Genomic DNA, 19,108 nt, shown 5'->3' on the forward strand with positions numbered 1-19,108 from the left:
ATGACCACAGCAGGCCGTTTTATTTCTTTTAATCGGCGCCAAATTCTGGCGGGCGCGGCCAGCATGGGCCTGAGCGTCGTTTTGCGCCCCGCAGCGGCGCAGGCCGGTGAGCTGGCAGCAGCGGTGGCGGCCTACACCCAAGGCGCTCCGGTGCGTGCCGGCAAGGTCAAACTCGACGTGGCGGAGCTGGTGGATAACGGCAATGTGGTACCCATCACCGCCACGGTGGACAGTCCCATGACCGCGGCCGACCACGTGAAAAGCATTGCCGTCTTCAACGAGAAAAATCCCCAGCGCGATGTGGCCCGCTTCACGCTGGGGCCACGCGCCGGCAAGGCCGCCGTGACAACACGCATACGCCTGGCCACCTCACAACAGCTTGTGGCCGTGGTGCAGATGAGCGACGGCAGCTACTGGTCGCACACCGTGAATGTCATTGTCACCCTGGCGGCCTGCATCGAGGGAGATCCTTGATGGCACGCACACTCATCAACGCCCCAACCACCGCCAAACGCGGCGAGGTCATCGAGATACGCGCCACCATTGGCCACCCGATGGAAACCGGCTTTCGCGCCGGTGAGGACGGCAAGGTCCTGCCGCGCAACATCATCCAGACCTTCAGCTGCCGCTACAACGGTGAGCTGGTCTTCAGCGCCGAGCTATTTTCGGCCGTCTCAGCCAATCCCTATATCGCCTTCCATACCGTGGCGACCGACAGCGGCACGCTGGTGCTCAGTTGGGAAGGTGACAACGGCTTTAAACAGACAGAAAGCATCAACCTGTCCGTCACGGCATGACACGGATCTTGCAAGGCCTTCTGTTGGGTTTGCTGATCAGCAGTGCTGGCGCGCAGACAGCTCCAGGCCAAGACACTCGTCGCTCGGGCTTTGACTATATGGGCGCATCCACACAATCCATGCAGAAAGACGATGCGCTCAATCCCGGCATGTTGTGGGTCAAGGACGGCGAAGCCCTATGGAAGCAGCCCACGGGTGCCAGCGCAAAAGCCTGTGCCAGTTGCCACGCAGCAGCGCCGGACAGCATGCGCGGCGTGGCGGCGCGCTACCCGGCGTTTGATACCCCGCTGGGCCGTCCCATCACCTTGGGCCAGCGCATCAACCAGTGCCGCCAGCAGCACCAGCAGGCCGAACCGCTGCGCCGCGAAAGCCAGGAACTGCTGAGTCTGGAGAGCTATGTCGCGCTGCAGTCGCGCGGCCTGCCGCTGGCGCCACCCGAAGACGCCAGGCTGGAGCCGTTCCGCCAGCGCGGGCAACAGCTGTTCACGCAGCGCATCGGCCAGCTGAACCTGTCCTGCGCGCAATGCCATGACGGGCTGGCTGGCAAGCGCCTGGCCAGCAGCCTGATTCCCGAGGCGCACCCCACGGGCTACCCGGTTTATCGGCTCGAGTGGCAGGCCATGGGCTCGCTGCAGCGCCGCCTGCGCGGCTGCATGAGCGGTGTGCGCGCCCAGCCATTTGCGTATGGTGCGCAGGAGCTGGTGGAACTGGAGCTGTACCTGAATGCGCGCGCGAAAGGTATGGCAATGGAGACACCGGGCGTGCGGCCCTGACTTGAGCGGCACTCTGGAAGCGCTATCAATTAGATAGCATATTGACCAGGCCCATCAAGGGGCTGCTGCAATTTTTCCACCGTAAAACCAGACCCGCGCCGTTTGAACAGTGCTGGCTTGCCGCGGCATGCAGCGGCCTCGCCGCCAACGCTGACAAGGTAAACGCATGGACATTTGCGATGCTTCTCCCCCGCGAGGCTTATGCCGTCGCGCCACCGCTGGCTGGCAGAGGGAAGCGCCTTCTGGTTCCCGGCGCCAGCGCGCAATGAAAACCCAGCCGCAAAGCGCGCATGCATGAAAAGTCGAATTGGCACACAAGTTGCTGATCGTCGGACGTCATGGGCCGTTTCCCGCTTTCCACCCTCGCAGATAGACACCTGGCGCGGCGTGGCCAAGCTGGCCAACGTCGAGGTGATAACATGATTTTTCCGGCAACGACAGCCGCAGGAGCATCCTGAGTGAACAGCACCCACGCCTTTTCCAGCGGCACGGCAAGCGCTGCCGATGTGGTCAACGAGTTTCTCCGGCTCATCATGCTTCCTGACCCGGTGGCCGCCATCCGGTTCACGGCACCCGGCATGAAGATTCTTTTCACCGGCGGCCGGGCCATGAGCGCCCCCGCTGAGTGCACCAAATTTAATGCATCGCGCTACAAATGGGTGAAAAAAAAGATTGAGTGCACCGAAACGGTTGCCGCCGGCTCTAACGGCTCCGCCCCCGACGAAGCGGTGGTCTACAGCCTGGGAACCCTGTACGGAGAATGGCCTGACGGAACGCCTTTTGAAGGCAACCGCTATGTGGACCGCTATGTCGTCAAAAGCGGGATGATCACACACATGGACGTGTGGAACGACAGCGCCGAATGGCTGCTGGTGCGGGCAGGCCTGGCTGTGCTGTGATCAGCTGATGGCTGCAAGCTACAGCGGCGCCCTGCCGACGCACAATCGCTTTGACTACCAGGCGATCAACCAGCGCAAACCTTATCGTTGGCCCAACGGCGCTGGTCTGGCTGTCTACCTGGGTTTCAACATCGAGCACTTTGCCTTCGGCGAGGGCATGGGCGCCACCATCGGCCCGGCCAGCCCGCAGCCGGATGTCCTGAACTACAGCTGGCGCGAGTACGGAAACCGCGTGGGCAGCTGGCGCTGCCTGGAGCTGTTTGACAGCCTGGGCCTGCCGGCGGCCGCCCTGATCAACACCGCACTGTATGACCACTGCCCCGAGCTGGTGGCTGCCTGCGTAGCGCGCGGCGATGAACTGGTCGGCCATGGCCACAGCAACGCCGAACGCCAGGCCGCCATGACTGAAGCGGACGAAAGCAGCCTGCTGGTGCAGTGCCGCACGCGCATGCAACAGGAAAGCGGCCAGTCCCCCGCCGGGTGGCTTTCACCCTGGATTTCGGAAAGCCTGCATACCCCTGACCTGCTCGCTGAAAGCGGCTACGGCTACACCCTGAACTGGTGCCACGACGACCAGCCGATACCGATGCGCACCCGCAGCGGGCAGGCTTTGTGGGCTGTGCCTTACCCGCAGGAACTCAATGACATCCCGATGATCATTGCGCGTCAGATGGACGGCAAAGACTTTGCGCAGATGATCATCGACCAGCTTGACGAGATGCTGGAGCAATCGCAGGCCAGCGGGTCAGCACCACTGGTGATGGGCATTGCACTGCACCCCTACATCGTCGGCCAGCCCTACCGCCTGCGGCATCTGCGGCGTGCGCTTCAGCGTGTCGCCGCCGCACGTGACCGGGGCCAGGTCTGGATGAGCACGCCGGGCGATATCTTCCGGCACGCCGTACAGATGGCCGCGTGAGCGGCCTCTGAAAGAGGCGCTCGTGTGCGTGCCGGAGCGCGGGCAGAGGCTTTTGCTTATTACGCGCAGGAGCTGGTGGAACTTGAGCTGAATGTCCGCGCGAAAGGCACAGCGCTGGAGTCGCCCGGTGTACGGCCTGAGGTTCACCTAAAGCGAGTTAAGCTATTAAATTGATAGCTGCTTGCGCAGTATTTACTGGCCTTGCAGTCAATTTTTACTTCGGTATATCGGATATTCAGCCTCTGCCGCACCGCTGGCCGCGTTTTGCCGGGCAGCCGGTGCCGAAAATTTTCGGCATGCGACCTTTGGTTATCATCCGCTTCGGAGTGGAGTTCGAAATAACAAGAGGGGCAGGCGCCATGTTCTACTGGATTTACGACATACCCAACTGGGTGCTGGCGCTGCTTTTTTGCGCCGTCAGCCTGGCCTATACGTGGGGCGGTCTGCTTCTGCTGCGGCCGTTGGTGCGCAAGTGGCTCGGTCCGCAGCCAGACGCCAATGAATTTGTCAGCTATTTTCTTTCGGCTTATGGGGTGTTCTATGGGCTGATGCTGGGCCTGATCGCGGTTGCCACCTACCAGAACTTCGCGGACGCAGAAAAGGCCGTGGGCAAGGAGGCCACCGCCATTGCGGCGCTGTACCGTGATCTGTCGAACTATCCGGAGCCAGCGCGCGCCGCGCTGGAAGGCGGGATGAGGGACTACGTACGCTTTCTGATCGACGAAGCCTGGGCTGAACAACGGCAAGGAAGGCTGCATCCTGGTGGAACCACGCGCGTTTCAGACATTCATCGCCAACTGCTGTCATTTGCGCCCGCCAGCCGGACACAGGAAATCCTGCATGCCGAAACACTGCGGCAATTCAACAGCTTTCTGGAGGCCCGGTATGCGCGCCTGCAGATCGTCAGCACCTCCCTCTCGGGTGTGCTGTGGTGGGTGGTGTGCCTGGGAGCGGCGCTGAACTTTTCGCTGCTTTGGCTGTTTTCCATGGACCGGCTGGCGCTACACCTTGTGCTGTCGGGAATCCTGGCGACTTTTGTCGGCTTGATGCTGTTTTTCATCGCCGCGATGGACAACCCCTTCCGCGGCGAAGAAAGCGTTTCGCCGGAAGCCCTGAAGCTGATTCAGGAACGGCTCATGCCGTCCCCGCGCTAGCGCCGCGCGCCGGCGGCAAATTCGTACAACTGCGGTGCGCCGCTTCCGCGGCCCTCGCAGCCTTCAGCTTGACCAGTTGATCTGCTCAAACAGGCGCATGAGTCTGACCCGCCGCGTCATGCTGAATTGTCCGACCCAACCGATCCGGCCCAGCAGGTGTGAGCGAAAGTCGGCAAGCCGGTCCTTATTTTGAGACGCTGGACCGTGCAGCACGCTTTGATGCAAACACGCTTTAAGTCGATCGAAATCATCACGCGGCACATTCGGTCGAACGTTGACCACGACTCCGGTCACGCGCTGGCGTTGATGCCGGGGCAGGCAACGCGTCTTGTCCGGATGCAGGGTAAAGCCTTCATCGCGGACGATCTCTGCGACCCAGGCGTGCAGGGCGCGAAACTGCCGCCGGAGCGACTCGGGGCCTGAAAATACCAGGTCATCGGCATAGCGTGTATAGCTCGCGCCGAACACCCAGGCCAGTCCCTCAAGCCGCAAATCGAGATTGAAAGCACAGAGGTTGGCCAGCGCCGGGGAGGTGGGCGCGCCCTGCGGCAAATGCGCGGAACCAAGGCGTTTGGCCCCTATCCAGTCAAGCCCGCCATCATCGCGCAAGCGCTCAACGACCATCGCGGCCGTACGGTGTGTGCAGAGCGCGGTGAGACTTCGCGCCACACCTTCGGGGTAACCCAGCGTGCGCCACACGGCGTTGACCTGGGCCGCCCCTACGCTGCCAAAAAAATCGCGCAAGTCAAAACGAATCACCACGGCTTGGCCAACATGGGTTACCGCATGGGTTTTGACTGAGCGGCCGGCGGTAAAGCCGTGCGCGGCTTCGTGCACAGGCACCTGGCTGAGCAGCGTATGCAGGATGTGGCGCTGCACCCGCTTGAGCTCTCCCTTGGGCATCTCCAGCAACCGAAGGCCACCCGTCTGCTTGGGCTGCAGGCTGTAGCGATAGTGCTCAACAACAGCCGGCGTCGCCGGAGCCAGCCAGCGCAGCTTTTCGAGGGGAAGTTGTAGCCAGCACGCAAGATCCGCACTCGTTGCAATGTCGGGCAAGGTGCAAGCCTCCAGCCCCATCGGCCGGGGGCGCATCACCGCCGGTCGCAGGATCAACCGGCGAATTCGTGGCGGCCTTTCCGGCCCGGGGTCATCCCGGTCATCACTTGACTGCGAAGCTTGCGGCTCACTGGAGTCATTGGGCTCTCCGTCTTCGTCGTCGCCCTCCTCCCCAAAGGCCAGATCAAAGGCATGCGATGCCTCCAGCCGCTGCGCAAGCGAAGTGACGTCAAATTTTCGCCAGGTGATGGCCGACAACAGAGCAAGCGGTCCAAGTAATTCCCGGAGCCAGGCAGGTCGCTGTCCGAGGGCTGCCGCGCCCCTTGCCTGAAGGGCGCCCAAGGTAGTGCCGCCCGCCTTGTCCGCGTCGGCGAGCAGTGCGCGAGCCAGGCCGCGTGCAATCAAATGTCGGAAGCTGGCTTCGCGCATGGAATTGGGTTGACGCCGGCATCCCAACCAGCAGGTCCTGCGTGAGCGCGGTGCGCAGAATGCGCATGTCGCTCACGCGCCGAAATCGCAAAATACAAAACAACCATGGGGGTACCCCATGGCGCGGACAGGCAGCAACGAATCGCGTCCCGCTCGCAACACTTGGAATGCTGGCGTCGTCGAAATTCTAATGGCTTGCCCTTGGCAACGAGTTGTTTTCCGGCGCTGTGAAGGTGCCAAAACAACAGGGAATGCTTTTGGTGTACGTCTACACGGCCCGCGCATGTCAAAAAAATATGTCACCCAAGAGAATGCAACGCGCTATCAATTCAATAGCTGCTCGCGCTTTCCTGAAAAAGGCCAGAGGCGCTTTTCACCCGAAGATCGACGATGTGTGGCACCTGGCGTATGCAAAGCGGCAGCTACACGCAGGCCTTGGGTTGCGCAAGGCGCTCTCAGGACTGCGTTCAAACTCAACCCATAAAAAAACCGCGCAACCCTTGCGGTATCTGCGCGGCCGGCTACTGGCTTAGTAGCGCCTCTGGCAACTTTTCAGCGTCACTTGCGCGTCGGCGGCAAATCCGTGCAGCTGCCGTGCGCCACTTCCGCCGCCATGCCGATGCTTTCGCCCAGCGTCGGGTGCGGATGAATGGTCTTGCCGATGTCGACGGCGTCGGCGCCCATCTCGATGGCCAGGGCAATCTCGCCGATCATGTCGCCGGCATGCGTGCCGACAATGCCGCCGCCCAGGATCTTGCCGTGGCCGTGCGCTTCAGGACTGTCGTCAAACAGCAGCTTGGTGAAGCCTTCGTCGCGGCCATTCGCGATGGCGCGTCCGGAAGCCGTCCAGGGGAACAGGCCCTTCTTGACCTTGATACCTTCGGCCTTGGCCTGGTCTTCGGTAAGGCCCACCCAGGCCACCTCGGGGTCGGTGTAGGCCACGCTGGGGATCACGCGGGCGTTAAAGGCTGCGCTGGCCAGTTCCTTGTTGCCTTGCAGTTCACCGGCAATGACTTCAGCAGCCACGTGTGCTTCGTGCACGGCCTTGTGCGCCAGCATGGGCTGGCCCACGATGTCGCCGATGGCGAAGATGTGCGGCACGTTGGTACGCATCTGGATATCGACCGGAATGAAGCCGCGGTCGGAGACCGTGATTCCGGCTTTTTCGGCAGCCAGTTTCTTGCCATTGGGTGTCCGGCCCACGGCTTGCAACACCAGGTCATAGGTCTGCGGGGCAGGGGCGCTGCCGCCTGCTTCCGCGGACTCAAACGTGACTTCGATACCAGCCTTGGTTGCCTTGGCGCCCACGGTTTTGGTTTTGAGCATGATGTTGTCAAAACGCGGCGCATTCATCTTTTGCCAGACTTTGACGAGGTCGCGGTCAGCGCCCTGCATCAGGCCGTCCATCATTTCGACCACGTCCAGGCGCGCGCCCAGCGTGGAATACACCGTGCCCATTTCGAGGCCGATGATGCCGCCGCCCAGGATCAGCATGCGTTTGGGCACCTCTTTGAGCGCCAGCGCGCCGGTGCTGTCCACCACGCGGGGATCATTTGGCATGAACGGCAGGCGCACCGCCTGCGAGCCCGCAGCGATGATGCAGTTCTTGAACGCAATGGTCTGGGTTTTGCCGGTTTTTTCCTGGCCTTCGGCGCCGCTGGTTTCTTCAACCTGCAGGTGATTGGCGCCGACGAACTGGCCCAAACCACGCACGACGGTGACCTTGCGCATCTTGGCCATGGCCGTCAGCCCGCCAGTGAGCTTGCCGACGACCTTTTCCTTGTGGGTGCGTAATTTGTTGATGTCGAGCTTGGGCTCTCCAAAACTCACGCCGAGGGCGTCGAAATGCTTGACTTCGTCCATCACGGCGGCCACATGCAGCAAAGCCTTGGAAGGAATGCAGCCGACATTCAGGCAGACGCCGCCCAACGTGGCGTAGCGCTCTACCAGCACAACCTTCAGGCCCAGATCGGCGGCACGGAAGGCGGCGGAATAGCCGCCGGGGCCGGCGCCCAGCACCAGCACGTCGCAGTCCAGGTCGGCCGAGCCGGTGAAGCTGGCGGCAACCGGGGCCGGTGCGGCGGCAGGGCTCGCTACAGTTTTAGGAGCTGCTTGCGCAGGTGCTGCGGGCGCTGCAGCCTGTTTTTGTGCCGCATCTGCGGGTGCAGCGGCAGCACCGATGCTTTCCAGCGTCAGCACGACGGAGCCTTGCTTGACCTTGTCGCCCACCTTGACCTTGATGTCCTTGACCACACCGGCAGCTGACGACGGGATTTCCATCGAGGCCTTGTCGCTTTCAACAGTGATCAGGCTCTGTTCGGCCTTGATGGTGTCGCCGGGCTTGACCAGCACTTCAATGACGGACACTTCGTCGAAGTCGCCGATGTCCGGTACCTTGATGTCGATCACGGGGGATGCACTCATTTGGAGGCTTTCAATTTAAGGGTGAATATGTCGACGGGCCCGGCGGAGTTCTTGTCGAACTCGCAACCCGCGTTCAGGCCGGCCATGGCTACTTCGCGTGCGGTCTTGGCCTTGTCCCAGGCGGCATGCATGGCGCCGAGCGCAAAGCTGCGGCCTGAGCCAATGCCCCAGAATTCCTTGAATTCAAAGACTTCACGGTAGCTGTAGAGGCCGTAAATGCCGCTGGCATTGGCGATCACCACGGTGAACTGGCTGGACTCGTAGGGATCGTTGTCGTCTTCCTTGGTCTGCAGGAAGAACGTTTCCTTCAGCATGGGATGCAGCTTGACGAAGGTGTCGAACACCTCGTCGCGCGAACCCAGCTTGAGCTGCTCTTTGGGCAAGGCCGCCATGGCCTTGCGCAGCACCGGAAAATGCGCCACCGTACCGGCCATGCCCACAAAGCTCATGCCGGCAGGCGTGTCGACCTTGAAGATCTTGCTGTTGGCTTCAAACCGGTGGCCCAGGCTGGTGTCGCCGAAGGTCACCAGCGTGTCGGCCGCGATGGCAACCTGCCCCGCCTTTTTGACGACTACAAGTGTTGTCATGGTTCCGCCCCGTTTAGAGGAGGACGCGGCGGAAGTCGGCGAGGATTTGGCCCAGGTAAGCGTTAAAGCGCGCAGCGCCTGCGCCGTCGATCACCCGGTGATCCCAGGCCAAAGACATCGGCAGCATCAGGCGCGGCTGGAAGGCCTTGCCGTCCCAGACCGGCTCCATCTGGCTCTTGGACACGCCGAGGATGGCGACTTCCGGCGCGTTGATGATGGGGGTGAAGTAACGCCCCCCAATGCCGCCCAGTGAAGAGATGGTGAAGCTGGCGCCCTGCATTTCGGCTGGCGTCAATTTACCGTCACGCGCCTTCTTGGCCAGCTCGCCCATTTCCTGGCTGATCTGGAGCACGCCTTTTTTGTCGGCGTCTTTCAGCACGGGAACGACCAGCCCGTTGGGCGTGTCGGCGGCAAAACCTATGTGGTAGTACTGCTTGTAGACGATCTGGTCGCCGTCGAGCGAGGCATTGAACTCGGGGTATTTCTTCAGGGCCGCAACGCTGGCCTTGATCAGGAAAGCCAGCATGGTGACTTTCAGCCCGGCTTTTTCGTTTTCCTTGTTGGTCGAAACGCGGAAGGCTTCCAGCTCGGTGATGTCAGCGTCGTCGTGATTGGTGACATGCGGGATCATCACGTAGTTGCGCAATAGGTTGGCGCCGCTGATCTTCTTGATGCGCGACATGTCCTTGCGCTCGACCGGGCCGAACTTGGTGAAGTCAACCTTGGGCCATGGCAGCAAATCAAGCCCTGCACCGCCACCCGAGGAAGCGGGGGCCTTGGCGGCCTGTGCCTGGGTGCGAACGCTGCCGTCCATCACCGACTTGGTGAAGGCCTGGATGTCGTCTTGCGTGATGCGGCCTTTGGGGCCGCTGCCCTTGACTTCCGCCAATGGCACGCCGAGTTCGCGCGCAAACTTGCGCACCGAGGGCGATGCATGCGGCAGGTTGCCCTGAGGTGCGGTGGTGGGGTTGTGGGCCGGCTGGCTCGCGGGAGCAGATAAGGTTGCCCGTGCAGGGGCAGCAGCAGATGCCGCGGCAGGCGCCGCAGCGGGGGCCGGTGCGATCGCTGGCGATGCGCTCACAGCCGCAGAACCTTCCAGGATGGCCACCAGGTCGCCGATGTTGACGACGTCGCCCATCTTGACCTTGAGTTCTTTCAGCACACCTGCAGCGGACGACGGGATTTCCATCGAGGCCTTGTCGCTTTCAACGGTGATCAGCGACTGCTCGGCCTTGATGGTGTCGCCGGGCTTGACCAGGACTTCAATGACGGACACGTCCTTGAAGTCGCCGATGTCGGGCACACGGACTTCCACCGGACCGGAAGCAGCCGGGGCCGCTGCAGGTGCAGGCGCCGACGCCGCTACAGATTTGCTAGCTGCCTGCGCTGGCACAGCGGGCGCTGCGGCCGGTTTTTCCGTTGAAGCCGGGGCAGCTTCGGCGCCGGCCACTTCCAGTGTCAGGACCACGGAGCCCTGCTTGACCTTGTCGTCGAGCTTGACCTTGAGCTCCTTCACCACACCCGCGTGGCTGGAGGGGATTTCCATGGAGGCCTTGTCGGACTCCACGGTGATCAGCGACTGCTCCGCCTTCACGGTATCGCCGGGCTTGACCATCAGCTCAATCACCGTCACTTCGTCGAAATCCCCGATATCAGGAACTTGAATGTCTACCACTGCCATATTCTTGTCTCCGGTTGCTACAGGTGCTACGTCAGGGTTTTAACTCAAGCGTAAAGCGGATTGATCTTGTCGGCGTTGATGCCGTACTTTTTGATGGCCTCGGCAACCTTGGCTGCCGGCACGGTGCCCTCTTCGCTGAGCGCCTTGAGCGCCGCCACGACGATGTAGTGGCGGTTGATCTCGAAGTGCTCACGCAGCTTGCTGCGGAAGTCGCTGCGGCCAAAACCGTCGGTGCCCAGCACCTTGTAGGTACGGCCCTTGGGTACGAAGGAGCGAATCTGCTCGGCATAGGCCTTCATGTAGTCTGTGGATGCAACCACCGGGCCGGTGTGCTTCTCAAGCTGTTGGCTGACAAACGGCACGCGCTGTTTGTCGGTCGGGTGCAGCAGGTTCCAGCGTTCGCAGTCCTGGCCGTCGCGGGCCAGTTCGTTGAAGCTTGGGCAGCTCCAGACGTTGGCGGCAACGCCCCACTCTTTTTCAAGCAGCTCCTGCGCGGCAATGGATTCACGCAGGATGGTGCCGGAGCCGAGGAGCTGCACGCGCGGCGTGAGCTTGGCCCCCTCTTTGCAGAGGTACATGCCCTTGATGATCTGCTCTTCGGTGCCGGGCTTGAGGCCGGGCATCGCATAGTTTTCATTGAGCAGCGTCAGATAGAAATAGACGTTGTCCTGCTTTTCCACCATGCGTTTGAGGCCATGGTGCAGGATGACGCCGACTTCATGCGCAAAGGTCGGGTCGTAGCTGATGCAGTTGGGGATGGTGCCGGCCAGGATGTGGCTGTGGCCGTCTTCGTGCTGCAGGCCTTCGCCGTTCAGCGTGGTGCGGCCCGAGGTGCCGCCCAGCAGGAAACCGCGCGCCTGCATGTCGCCGGCCGCCCAGGCCAGGTCGCCGACACGCTGGAAGCCGAACATCGAGTAGTACACGTAGAACGGGATCATGATCCGGTTGTTGGTGCTGTACGAGGTGGCGGCTGCGATCCAGCTGCTCATGCCACCGGCTTCGTTGATGCCTTCCTGCAGGATCTGGCCCTGCTTGTCTTCCTTGTAGTACATGACCTGGTCTTTGTCGACCGGTGTGTATTGTTGGCCGTCAGGGTTGTAGATACCGATCTGGCGGAACAGGCCTTCCATGCCGAAAGTGCGGGCTTCATCGACCAGGATGGGCACCACACGCGGGCCCAGGGCCTGGTCGCGCAGCAGTTGCGTGAGAAAGCGCACATACGCCTGCGTGGTCGAGATTTCGCGGCCTTCGGCCGTGGGCTCGATCACCGACTTGAAGGTTTCGAGTGCCGGCACGGTGAACTGCTCGTCGGCCTTGACGCGGCGATGCGGCAGGTAGCCACCCAGGGCTTTGCGGCGCTCGTGCAGGTAACGCATCTCGGGTGTGTCTTCGGCCGGCTTGTAAAACGGGATGTCGGCCAGTTGGCTGTCGGGAATCGGGATGTTGAAGCGGTCGCGGAAAGCCTTGATGTCTTCGTCGGCCAGCTTTTTGGTCTGGTGGACGTTGTTCTTGCCTTCGCCAATCTTGCCCATGCCGAAGCCTTTGACCGTCTTGATCAGCAGGACGGTGGGCTGGCCCTCGTGCTTGACGGCCGCATGGAAGGCCGCATAGACCTTTTGCGAGTCGTGGCCGCCGCGGCGCAGGTTCCAGATGTCGTCGTCGCTCATCTTGGCGACCATCTCGAGCGTGCGTGGGTCCTTGCCGAAGAAATGCTTGCGGACGAAAGCACCGTCATTGGCCTTCATGGCCTGGTAGTCGCCGTCCACCGTGTCCATCATGACCTTCTTGAGCGCGCCGTCCTTGTCGCGGGCCAGCAAAGGGTCCCAGTTGCTGCCCCAGATGAGCTTGATGACGTTCCAGCCGGCACCGCGGAACTCGCCTTCGAGCTCCTGGATGATCTTGCCGTTGCCGCGCACCGGGCCGTCCAGGCGCTGCAGATTGCAGTTGATGACGAAGACGAGGTTGTCGAGCTTTTCGCGCGCGGCCAGGCCGATGGCGCCCATCGATTCGACCTCGTCCATCTCGCCGTCGCCGCAGAAGACCCAGACCTTGCGGTTTTCGGTGTTGGCAATGCCGCGGGCATGCAGGTACTTGAGGAAACGCGCCTGGTAAATCGCCATCAGTGGGCCGAGGCCCATGGAGACGGTGGGGAACTGCCAGAACTCGGGCATGAGCTTGGGATGCGGGTAGCTGGACAAGCCCTTGCCGTCGACTTCCTGGCGGAAATTGAGCAATTGCTCTTCGGTCAGGCGGCCTTCAAGGTAGGCGCGGGCATAGACACCGGGCGACACGTGGCCCTGGATGTAAAGGCAGTCGCCGCCGTGGTTTTCACTTTCGGCGTGCCAAAAATGGTTGAAGCCGGCGCCGAACAGGCTGGCCAGCGAGGCGAAGGAGCCAATGTGGCCGCCCAGGTCGCCGCCGTCGGCGGGATGCAGGCGGTTGGCCTTGACCACCATGGCCATGGCGTTCCAGCGCATGTAGGCGCGCAGGCGTTCTTCGATCTCGAGGTTGCCGGGAGAGCGCTCTTCGTGGTCGGTTTCAATGGTGTTGACATAGCCCGTATTGGCCGAGAAAGGCATGTCGATGCTTTTCTGGCGGGCGTGCTCAAGGAGTTGCTCGAGCAGAAAGTGGGCGCGCTCGGGGCCTTCACTTTCGATGACGGCGGACAGGGCGTCCATCCATTCACGGGTTTCCTGGGTGTCCTTGTCCAGCGCGTCGTTGGCGGCAGTGCGCAAGTTGTCGCCGGCTTGGTTCGGAATGGCAGCCATTTTTTGTCTCCTGAGTAGCCTGATAAAGCTTTGTTAATCCGCAATACAGCCTCTTGTCGGGCCGTGCGCGGAGCCTGTGTCCAATTGCGCCTAAGCGTGTTTTAAACGCAAATTAGATTCAAGCCCCTAGTTTCTCACAATATTTGTTAAATTTCAAATAGTGCTTATTGATTTCACATTAAGAAATTTTACGGAAATTCAGCAAATCGATACCTGCGGGGAAATGCCCTTGGCAAATACCGGTTGCTTTATCGAAACCAGCGATGCGACAGCGCGGCCCGCAACCTCACATTAAAAGATCAGGGTCAACCCTGACCACAGAGGGGCATCTCACTTAAACTGCACCATCCCTATGACCCAGCAAGCCCCTGCCCCCGCCGACACGATGGCGAACTCCGCCACCTTTGCCCTGTGGAGGCGGTGGTGGCGCAAACAGTCGCCGTCGCGCCAGGACCGTTTCATCACCCTGGGGCCTTTGCTGGCCGTGGTGCTGTTTCTGGCAGCCGTGATCGCAGCCTTCGGTTACTTGCGCATCGAAGAAATCGACCGCGAGCAGCAGGCAGTCAAGCGCGACGTCGAATACGCCCAGCAGCGCCTGCGCCTGCGCCTGCTGGAACGCCAGGAGCAGCTCATGCGCATCGGGCGGGACGTCTCCAACAAGGAGGTGAACACGGAAGAGTTCATCTCGCAGGCCGAATCCCTGGTCAACCAGTACCCGGAACTCATGGCGGTGACCTGGGTGGACAGCAGGCGGCGGATCAAGGTGGCCTATGTATCACCCAGCGCCAATGCCAGCCAGTTGCGCGGCGCCGGCGAACAACTCAAGGTCGGCGAAACAGACGGCACCTACGACCTGGCAAGAGACCTGCGGCAGCCGGTGTATTCGCGCCCGCTGGTGACCAAGGAAGCCAGCGGCTACAACACCCCTACCCTGCAGTTGCAGGTGCCGCTCGATGACCAGGGGAAATTTGCCGGTGTCATCATGGGCGAATACTCCATCGACGGGTTGCTGCGCTTTGGCGTGCCGACGGACGTGACGGCCAAATACGCAGTCACGCTGATCGACGACAAAAACACGGTGCTGGCGGGCAACCTCCCGCCGCCCCGCAACCCCGCGGCCCGGCTTTTGCCCTGGACCGATGCCGCCGCCGAATATGAAATACCGGTTTCACCGGTAGGCAACGGCCTCTTGATTCGCGCGGAAGGCTATCGGGCCTCACTGGGCGTGGTGGGCAGCGGCTTTTTCTGGCTGGTGAGCGCCCTGAGCGCATTGACGGTGTGGATGCTGCTGGGCACCTGGCGCCACACGCGGCGTCGCGTGCAGGCCCAGCAAGCCTTGATTTCTGAAACCAATTTTCGCCGCGCGATGGAGAACTCCATGCTGACCGGCATGCGGGCGCTGGACCTGCAGGGCCGCATCACCTATGTGAACCCGGCGTTTTGCCAGATGACGGGCCTTACTGAAGGCGACCTGGTGGGCCGTACGCCGCCCTTCCCGCATTGGCCGGAAGGCGAGATCGAGACCCTGATGCAGCGGCTGGACGATGAGCTGCACGGCCGTACGCCGCCCGGTGGTTTCGAGGTGCGCGTCAAGCGCAAGAACGGCCAGATTTTTGACGCGCGCATGTATGTCTCGCCGCTGATTGATCCGCGCGGCCAGCAAACCGGCTGGATGACGTCCATGACGGACATCACCGAGCCCAAGCGCATCCGCGAAGAACTCACAGCTTCTTACGAACGTTTCACCACGGTACTGGAGGGGTTGGACGCGGCCGTGTCCGTAGCGCCGCTGGGCAGTGAAGAGCTGCTGTTTGCCAACAAGCTGTACCGTTCGTGGTTTGGCGGTGAGGTCTCGGGCCATCTGAACCTGATTGCACAAGCGGGCGTGCCCTCTGCCGTACCCACCGAAGATGCGCTGGATGCAGTCGACGGCCTGGCGGGATTCCCGACCGACACGCTAACGGCGGCGCAGACGGAAAACGCCGAAATCTTTGTGCCCGAACTCAGCAAGTGGCTCGAGGTTCGCTCGCGTTACCTCACGTGGGTGGACGGCCGCCTGGCCCAGATGGTGATTGCCACCGACATCACGCCGCGGCGCCATGCCGAAGAACAGGCAGCCCAGCAAAACGAGCGGGCCCAGACTGCGAGCCGCCTGATTACCATGGGTGAAATGGCCTCCAGCGTGGCGCACGAACTCAACCAGCCGCTCACGGCCATCAACAATTATTGCAACGGCATGGTGTCGCGCATCAAGGGCCAGCAGATCAGCAACGAAGACCTGCTGGTGGCGCTGGAGAAAACCGCCAAACAGGCGCACCGCGCTGGGCAGATCATCCAGCGCATACGCTCCTTCGTCAAACGCAGCGAGCCCAACCGCAGCTCCGCCGATGTGGCGACCATCGTGAGCAACGCGATGGAGCTGGCCGACATCGAGCTGCGGCGCCATCACGTGCGGCTCAGCCACTACATTGCCGCCCGCTTGCCCGACATCATGGTGGACCCCATCCTGATCGAGCAGGTGCTGATCAACCTGATGAAAAACGCGGCTGAGTCGATTGAACAGGCGCACCTGCCGACAGCGCGGCGCAGCGTCGAATTGCGCGTGGTGCCCAAGCAGATTGAAGACCAGGCCGTGGTGGAGTTTTCGGTGCTCGATACGGGGCGTGGCCTGTCGCCTGAAGTCATGGGCCGGCTGTATGAAGCCTTCTATTCGACCAAGGCCGAAGGCATGGGCATAGGCCTCAAACTCTGCCGCAGTATTGTCGAGTCCCACCAGGGAAGAATGGAGGCCCAGAACCTCTACAATGGGGACGAAGTGGTGGGGTGCCGGTTTACCTTCTGGATCCCCGTGACACCCCTGCTGGCACCGGTGGCGCCTGCTAGCGATGCCATAGCAACCAAGGATACCGGCGTTCATTGAAACCCCTTCAAGAACCGTCTTTTCGAGAAGTTCACGAAAGAAAGTTTGGCATGAGCTTGATTCCCAAAAAAGGTACCGTCTACGTCGTTGATGATGACGAGGGCGTGCGCGACTCCCTGCAGTGGCTGCTCGAAGGCAAGGACTACCGGGTCCGCTGCTACGACTCGGCCGAAACCTTTCTCTCCCGCTACGACCCGCGTGAAGTCGCCTGCCTGATTGTCGACATCCGCATGGGTGGCATGACGGGCCTGGAACTGCAGGACCGCCTGGTCGAGCGCAAGTCACCGCTCCCCATCGTGTTCATCACCGGCCACGGCGACGTACCCATGGCGGTCAACACCATGAAAAAAGGCGCCATGGATTTCATCCAGAAGCCTTTCCAGGAAGAAGCCCTGGTCAACCTGGTCGAGCGCATGCTTGAGCAGGCCAAAGAAGCCTTCAGCGACTACCAGCAATCCGCCAGCCGCGACGCCCTGCTCGCCAAGCTCACCTCACGCGAAGCGCAAGTGCTCGAGCGCATCGTGGCGGGCCGCCTGAACAAGCAGATCGCCGACGACCTGGGCATCAGCATCAAGACGGTGGAAGCGCACCGCGCCAACATCATGGAAAAGCTCAACGCCAATACCGTGGCCGACCTGCTCAAAATTGCCTTGGGATCCAACGCACCCAAGGGCTGACCTCCTTTTGCTATCTTTTTGATAGCCTCTCGCGCCCGTGATGATTGGATTTGCGGGCGTTTTTACTTGAAAAATCGATAAAAATGACCGCCCAGCTGATCGACGGAAATGCCCTCTCCAAACAACTGCGCGCTGAAGTCGCCCAACGCGCCGCCGCCCTGCGCGCGCGCGGCGTCACACCGGGCCTGGCCGTGGTGCTGGTGGGCGAAAACCCGGCCAGCCAGGTCTATGTGCGCAACAAGGTCAAGGCCTGCCAGGACAACGGCCTGCATTCGGTGCTCGAGCAATACCCCGCCACCCTGAGCGAAGCCGACCTGCTGGCCCGTGTGGAGGCACTCAACGATGACTCCGCCGTCCACGGCATTCTGGTGCAATTACCGCTGCCGGCACATATCGACGCACAGAAAGTCATCGAATCGATTTCTCCGGCCAAGGACGTCGACGGGTTTCACGTCGCCAGCGCCGGCGCGCTCATGGTCGGCCAGCCGGGCTTCTGGCCCTGTACGCCCTACGGCTGCATGAAGATGCTGGAAAGCATCGGCTACGACCTCAAAGGCAAGCATGCCGTGGTAATTGGCCGCAGCAACATTGTCGGCAAGCCGATGGCATTGATGCTGCTACAGAAGAACGCCACCGTCACCGTCTGTCACAGCGCCACCAAAGACCTCAAGGCCATGACGCTGCAGGCCGACGTGATCGTGGCGGCTGTCGGCAAGCGCAACGTGCTGACGGCCGACATGGTCAAGCCGGGCGCAGTCGTTATCGATGTGGGCATGAACCGCAATGATGAAGGCAAACTCTGCGGCGACGTGGACTTTGACGGCGTGAAGGAAGTGGCGGGCTACATCACACCGGTACCTGGCGGTGTCGGCCCCATGACCATCACCATGCTGCTGGTCAATACGCTGGAAGCCGCTGAACGAGCCCCCACGGTCGCTCACTCCGTGTAGCCTGCGGCATCTCCCTGTCCCTTTCATCACGAGAGGGGGGCCGCTGCGCCTGCGGTCCGGCAGAGCCGGGCCCGCGGCCCCTGCTTGCCGGGGAAACTCAGGTGTTTTCGGTTACCGTCGAGCGACCCAGGCGCCACAGCGCCAAGCCGGCGCACAGCCATTGCACCACATAGAAGGCAGTACCCAGGCCATGCCATAGCTTGAGGTTGCCGCCTTCGGCACGCGCGCTTACGACACGCGGCGCGATGCCGAACTCCACCAGCAAGGCCAGCAACAAGCCGGCCACTATGAATTTGATAGCTGCTTGCGCTTGCCGCGCCAGGGCTACATCGTCTTTTTTATTAAGAACCAGCAGCAGGAACATGGCACAGCCCGTGCTCAGCCATGTTTGCGCGGTAAAGAGTTTGGCGGCCATGGCACCGGCCACGGCGGGGGCTCCCAGATTGGCGAACAGCATAGGGACCACGACGAATCCCAAACTGGTCAAGCTGCCCCACCAGAGAGCTGCCACCATCACATTGAAGCGCTGCTTCATGAATGAAATCAGGATGTTTAGATGTACATCACCGAGATGATTTCATAGCGCTTGAGGCCACCCGGTGCCTGGACTTCAGCCGTATCGCCTTCGTCTTTGCCGATCAGCGCACGTGCAATCGGCGAGCTGATGTTGACCCGGCCTGCCTTGATGTCGGCCTCGTCTTCACCCACGATCTGATAAGTCACCTTGTCGCCGGTATCTTCATCTTCCAGTTCGATGGTGGAACCGAAAACAACCTTGCCGCCCGCGTCCAGTTCGGACGGGTCGATGATTTGGGCGGCGGAAAGCTTGCCTTCGATTTCCTGGATACGGCCTTCGATGAAGCCCTGGCGGTCCTTGGCGGCGTCGTATTCGGCGTTTTCGCTCAGGTCACCCTGGGCACGCGCTTCGGAAATGGAATTGATGACCCAGGGCCGGTCAACGGTTTTCAGCTGGTGCAGCTCGGCCTTGAGGCTTTCCGCGCCACGCTTGGTAATGGGAATGGTTGCCATGTTTTTGCTCCTCTCAAAAGCGAAACCGCCACCAGTCACCTGGCG

16 protein-coding genes are annotated in these 19,108 nt (G+C 61.5%); 9 read left to right on the forward strand and 7 right to left on the reverse strand.

The annotated features are described in order from the left end of the window. From AC1DYR_RS00775 to AC1DYR_RS00800, 6 genes are all read left to right on the forward strand, one after another. Positions 1 to 474, forward strand: coding sequence for a SoxY-related AACIE arm protein (locus AC1DYR_RS00775; protein WP_477703413.1), 474 nt, complete (start codon positions 1 to 3; stop codon positions 472 to 474). Continuing rightward, positions 474 to 797 carry a thiosulfate oxidation carrier complex protein SoxZ gene (gene soxZ, locus AC1DYR_RS00780; protein WP_477703414.1) on the forward strand — a complete coding sequence of 108 codons (324 nt, stop codon included), beginning with the start codon at positions 474 to 476 and terminating at the stop codon, positions 795 to 797. The genes AC1DYR_RS00775 and soxZ overlap by 1 nt, the downstream gene beginning before the upstream one ends. A 119-nt stretch (positions 798 to 916) precedes the next feature. Beyond that, entirely contained in the window at positions 917 to 1,570 is a 654-nt protein-coding gene (gene soxA / locus AC1DYR_RS00785) for a sulfur oxidation c-type cytochrome SoxA (RefSeq protein ID WP_477703415.1), read from the forward strand. Between the two features lie 533 nt (positions 1,571 to 2,103). After that, positions 2,104 to 2,469 carry a nuclear transport factor 2 family protein gene (locus AC1DYR_RS00790; RefSeq protein ID WP_477704106.1) on the forward strand — a complete coding sequence of 122 codons (366 nt, stop codon included), beginning with the start codon at positions 2,104 to 2,106 and terminating at the stop codon, positions 2,467 to 2,469. 7 nt (positions 2,470 to 2,476) lie between these two features. Further along, a complete protein-coding gene (locus tag AC1DYR_RS00795) occupies positions 2,477 to 3,388 on the forward strand; it encodes a polysaccharide deacetylase family protein (RefSeq protein WP_477703416.1) in 912 nt (303 codons plus the stop codon). A 359-nt stretch (positions 3,389 to 3,747) separates the two neighbouring features. Then, positions 3,748 to 4,542 carry a bestrophin-like domain gene (locus tag AC1DYR_RS00800; protein ID WP_477703417.1) on the forward strand — a complete coding sequence of 265 codons (795 nt, stop codon included), beginning with the start codon at positions 3,748 to 3,750 and terminating at the stop codon, positions 4,540 to 4,542. Positions 4,543 to 4,605: 63 nt separating this feature from the next. Here the strand turns inward: AC1DYR_RS00800 and AC1DYR_RS00805 are convergent, their stop codons facing one another. The 5 genes from AC1DYR_RS00805 to aceE all read right to left on the reverse strand — a co-directional run bounded on the left by AC1DYR_RS00805 (position 4,606) and on the right by aceE (position 13,487). Next, positions 4,606 to 6,027: a reverse transcriptase family protein gene (locus tag AC1DYR_RS00805; RefSeq protein WP_477703418.1), complete on the reverse strand. Its 1,422-nt coding sequence runs from the start codon at positions 6,025 to 6,027 to the stop codon at positions 4,606 to 4,608. A gap of 558 nt (positions 6,028 to 6,585) precedes the next feature. Beyond that, a complete protein-coding gene (lpdA, locus tag AC1DYR_RS00810; protein WP_477703419.1) occupies positions 6,586 to 8,451 on the reverse strand; it encodes a dihydrolipoyl dehydrogenase in 1,866 nt (621 codons plus the stop codon). Then, on the reverse strand, positions 8,448 to 9,038 hold the full coding sequence (locus AC1DYR_RS00815) for an MFS transporter (RefSeq protein WP_477649687.1): 591 nt from the start codon (positions 9,036 to 9,038) through the stop codon (positions 8,448 to 8,450). Before AC1DYR_RS00815 ends, lpdA begins: the two co-directional genes overlap by 4 nt. A gap of 13 nt (positions 9,039 to 9,051) precedes the next feature. Beyond that, the gene (gene aceF / locus AC1DYR_RS00820) at positions 9,052 to 10,719 is read right to left on the reverse strand and encodes a dihydrolipoyllysine-residue acetyltransferase (protein ID WP_477703420.1); all 1,668 of its coding nucleotides are present in this window, start codon (positions 10,717 to 10,719) and stop codon (positions 9,052 to 9,054) included. A gap of 44 nt (positions 10,720 to 10,763) precedes the next feature. Further along, positions 10,764 to 13,487, reverse strand: coding sequence for a pyruvate dehydrogenase (acetyl-transferring), homodimeric type (aceE, locus tag AC1DYR_RS00825; RefSeq protein WP_477703421.1), 2,724 nt, complete (start codon positions 13,485 to 13,487; stop codon positions 10,764 to 10,766). Positions 13,488 to 13,839: 352 nt separating this feature from the next. On the opposite strand from aceE, the gene AC1DYR_RS00830 reads away from it, so the two are divergent. The 3 genes from AC1DYR_RS00830 (at position 13,840) to folD (ending at position 18,034) form a co-directional block, all read left to right on the forward strand. After that, the gene (locus AC1DYR_RS00830) at positions 13,840 to 16,407 is read left to right on the forward strand and encodes a PAS domain S-box protein (RefSeq protein ID WP_477703422.1); all 2,568 of its coding nucleotides are present in this window, start codon (positions 13,840 to 13,842) and stop codon (positions 16,405 to 16,407) included. Between the two features lie 50 nt (positions 16,408 to 16,457). Continuing rightward, positions 16,458 to 17,084 carry a response regulator transcription factor gene (locus tag AC1DYR_RS00835; protein ID WP_348047552.1) on the forward strand — a complete coding sequence of 209 codons (627 nt, stop codon included), beginning with the start codon at positions 16,458 to 16,460 and terminating at the stop codon, positions 17,082 to 17,084. A gap of 83 nt (positions 17,085 to 17,167) precedes the next feature. Further along, a complete protein-coding gene (gene folD, locus AC1DYR_RS00840; protein WP_477703423.1) occupies positions 17,168 to 18,034 on the forward strand; it encodes a bifunctional methylenetetrahydrofolate dehydrogenase/methenyltetrahydrofolate cyclohydrolase FolD in 867 nt (288 codons plus the stop codon). A 97-nt stretch (positions 18,035 to 18,131) separates the two neighbouring features. Here folD and AC1DYR_RS00845 read toward each other — a convergent pair whose 3' ends face one another. Both AC1DYR_RS00845 and greA read right to left on the reverse strand, forming a co-directional pair. Then, positions 18,132 to 18,569, reverse strand: coding sequence for a DUF4149 domain-containing protein (locus AC1DYR_RS00845; protein WP_477703424.1), 438 nt, complete (start codon positions 18,567 to 18,569; stop codon positions 18,132 to 18,134). Between the two features lie 17 nt (positions 18,570 to 18,586). Next, positions 18,587 to 19,063, reverse strand: a complete 477-nt coding sequence (gene greA, locus AC1DYR_RS00850) for a transcription elongation factor GreA (RefSeq protein WP_457280573.1) — start codon at positions 19,061 to 19,063, stop codon at positions 18,587 to 18,589. Between the last annotated feature and the right edge of the window lie 45 nt (positions 19,064 to 19,108).

This window comes from Polaromonas sp. P1_F9, from assembly GCF_056405615.1.

Bases quoted from the DNA above. Each gene is read 5' to 3' on its own strand.
- AC1DYR_RS00775 (WP_477703413.1), top strand. From the start codon at position 1: ATGACCACAGCAGGCCGTTTTATTTCTTTTAATCGGCGCCAAATTCTG.
- soxZ (WP_477703414.1), top strand. From the start codon at position 474: ATGGCACGCACACTCATCAACGCCCCAACCACCGCCAAACGCGGCGAG.
- soxA (WP_477703415.1), top strand. From the start codon at position 917: ATGCAGAAAGACGATGCGCTCAATCCCGGCATGTTGTGGGTCAAGGAC.
- AC1DYR_RS00790 (WP_477704106.1), top strand. From the start codon at position 2,104: ATGCTTCCTGACCCGGTGGCCGCCATCCGGTTCACGGCACCCGGCATG.
- AC1DYR_RS00795 (WP_477703416.1), top strand. From the start codon at position 2,477: ATGGCTGCAAGCTACAGCGGCGCCCTGCCGACGCACAATCGCTTTGAC.
- AC1DYR_RS00800 (WP_477703417.1), top strand. From the start codon at position 3,748: ATGTTCTACTGGATTTACGACATACCCAACTGGGTGCTGGCGCTGCTT.
- AC1DYR_RS00805 (WP_477703418.1), bottom strand. From the start codon at position 6,027: ATGCGCGAAGCCAGCTTCCGACATTTGATTGCACGCGGCCTGGCTCGC.
- lpdA (WP_477703419.1), bottom strand. From the start codon at position 8,451: ATGAGTGCATCCCCCGTGATCGACATCAAGGTACCGGACATCGGCGAC.
- AC1DYR_RS00815 (WP_477649687.1), bottom strand. From the start codon at position 9,038: ATGACAACACTTGTAGTCGTCAAAAAGGCGGGGCAGGTTGCCATCGCG.
- aceF (WP_477703420.1), bottom strand. From the start codon at position 10,719: ATGGCAGTGGTAGACATTCAAGTTCCTGATATCGGGGATTTCGACGAA.
- aceE (WP_477703421.1), bottom strand. From the start codon at position 13,487: ATGGCTGCCATTCCGAACCAAGCCGGCGACAACTTGCGCACTGCCGCC.
- AC1DYR_RS00830 (WP_477703422.1), top strand. From the start codon at position 13,840: ATGACCCAGCAAGCCCCTGCCCCCGCCGACACGATGGCGAACTCCGCC.
- AC1DYR_RS00835 (WP_348047552.1), top strand. From the start codon at position 16,458: ATGAGCTTGATTCCCAAAAAAGGTACCGTCTACGTCGTTGATGATGAC.
- folD (WP_477703423.1), top strand. From the start codon at position 17,168: ATGACCGCCCAGCTGATCGACGGAAATGCCCTCTCCAAACAACTGCGC.
- AC1DYR_RS00845 (WP_477703424.1), bottom strand. From the start codon at position 18,569: ATGAAGCAGCGCTTCAATGTGATGGTGGCAGCTCTCTGGTGGGGCAGC.
- greA (WP_457280573.1), bottom strand. From the start codon at position 19,063: ATGGCAACCATTCCCATTACCAAGCGTGGCGCGGAAAGCCTCAAGGCC.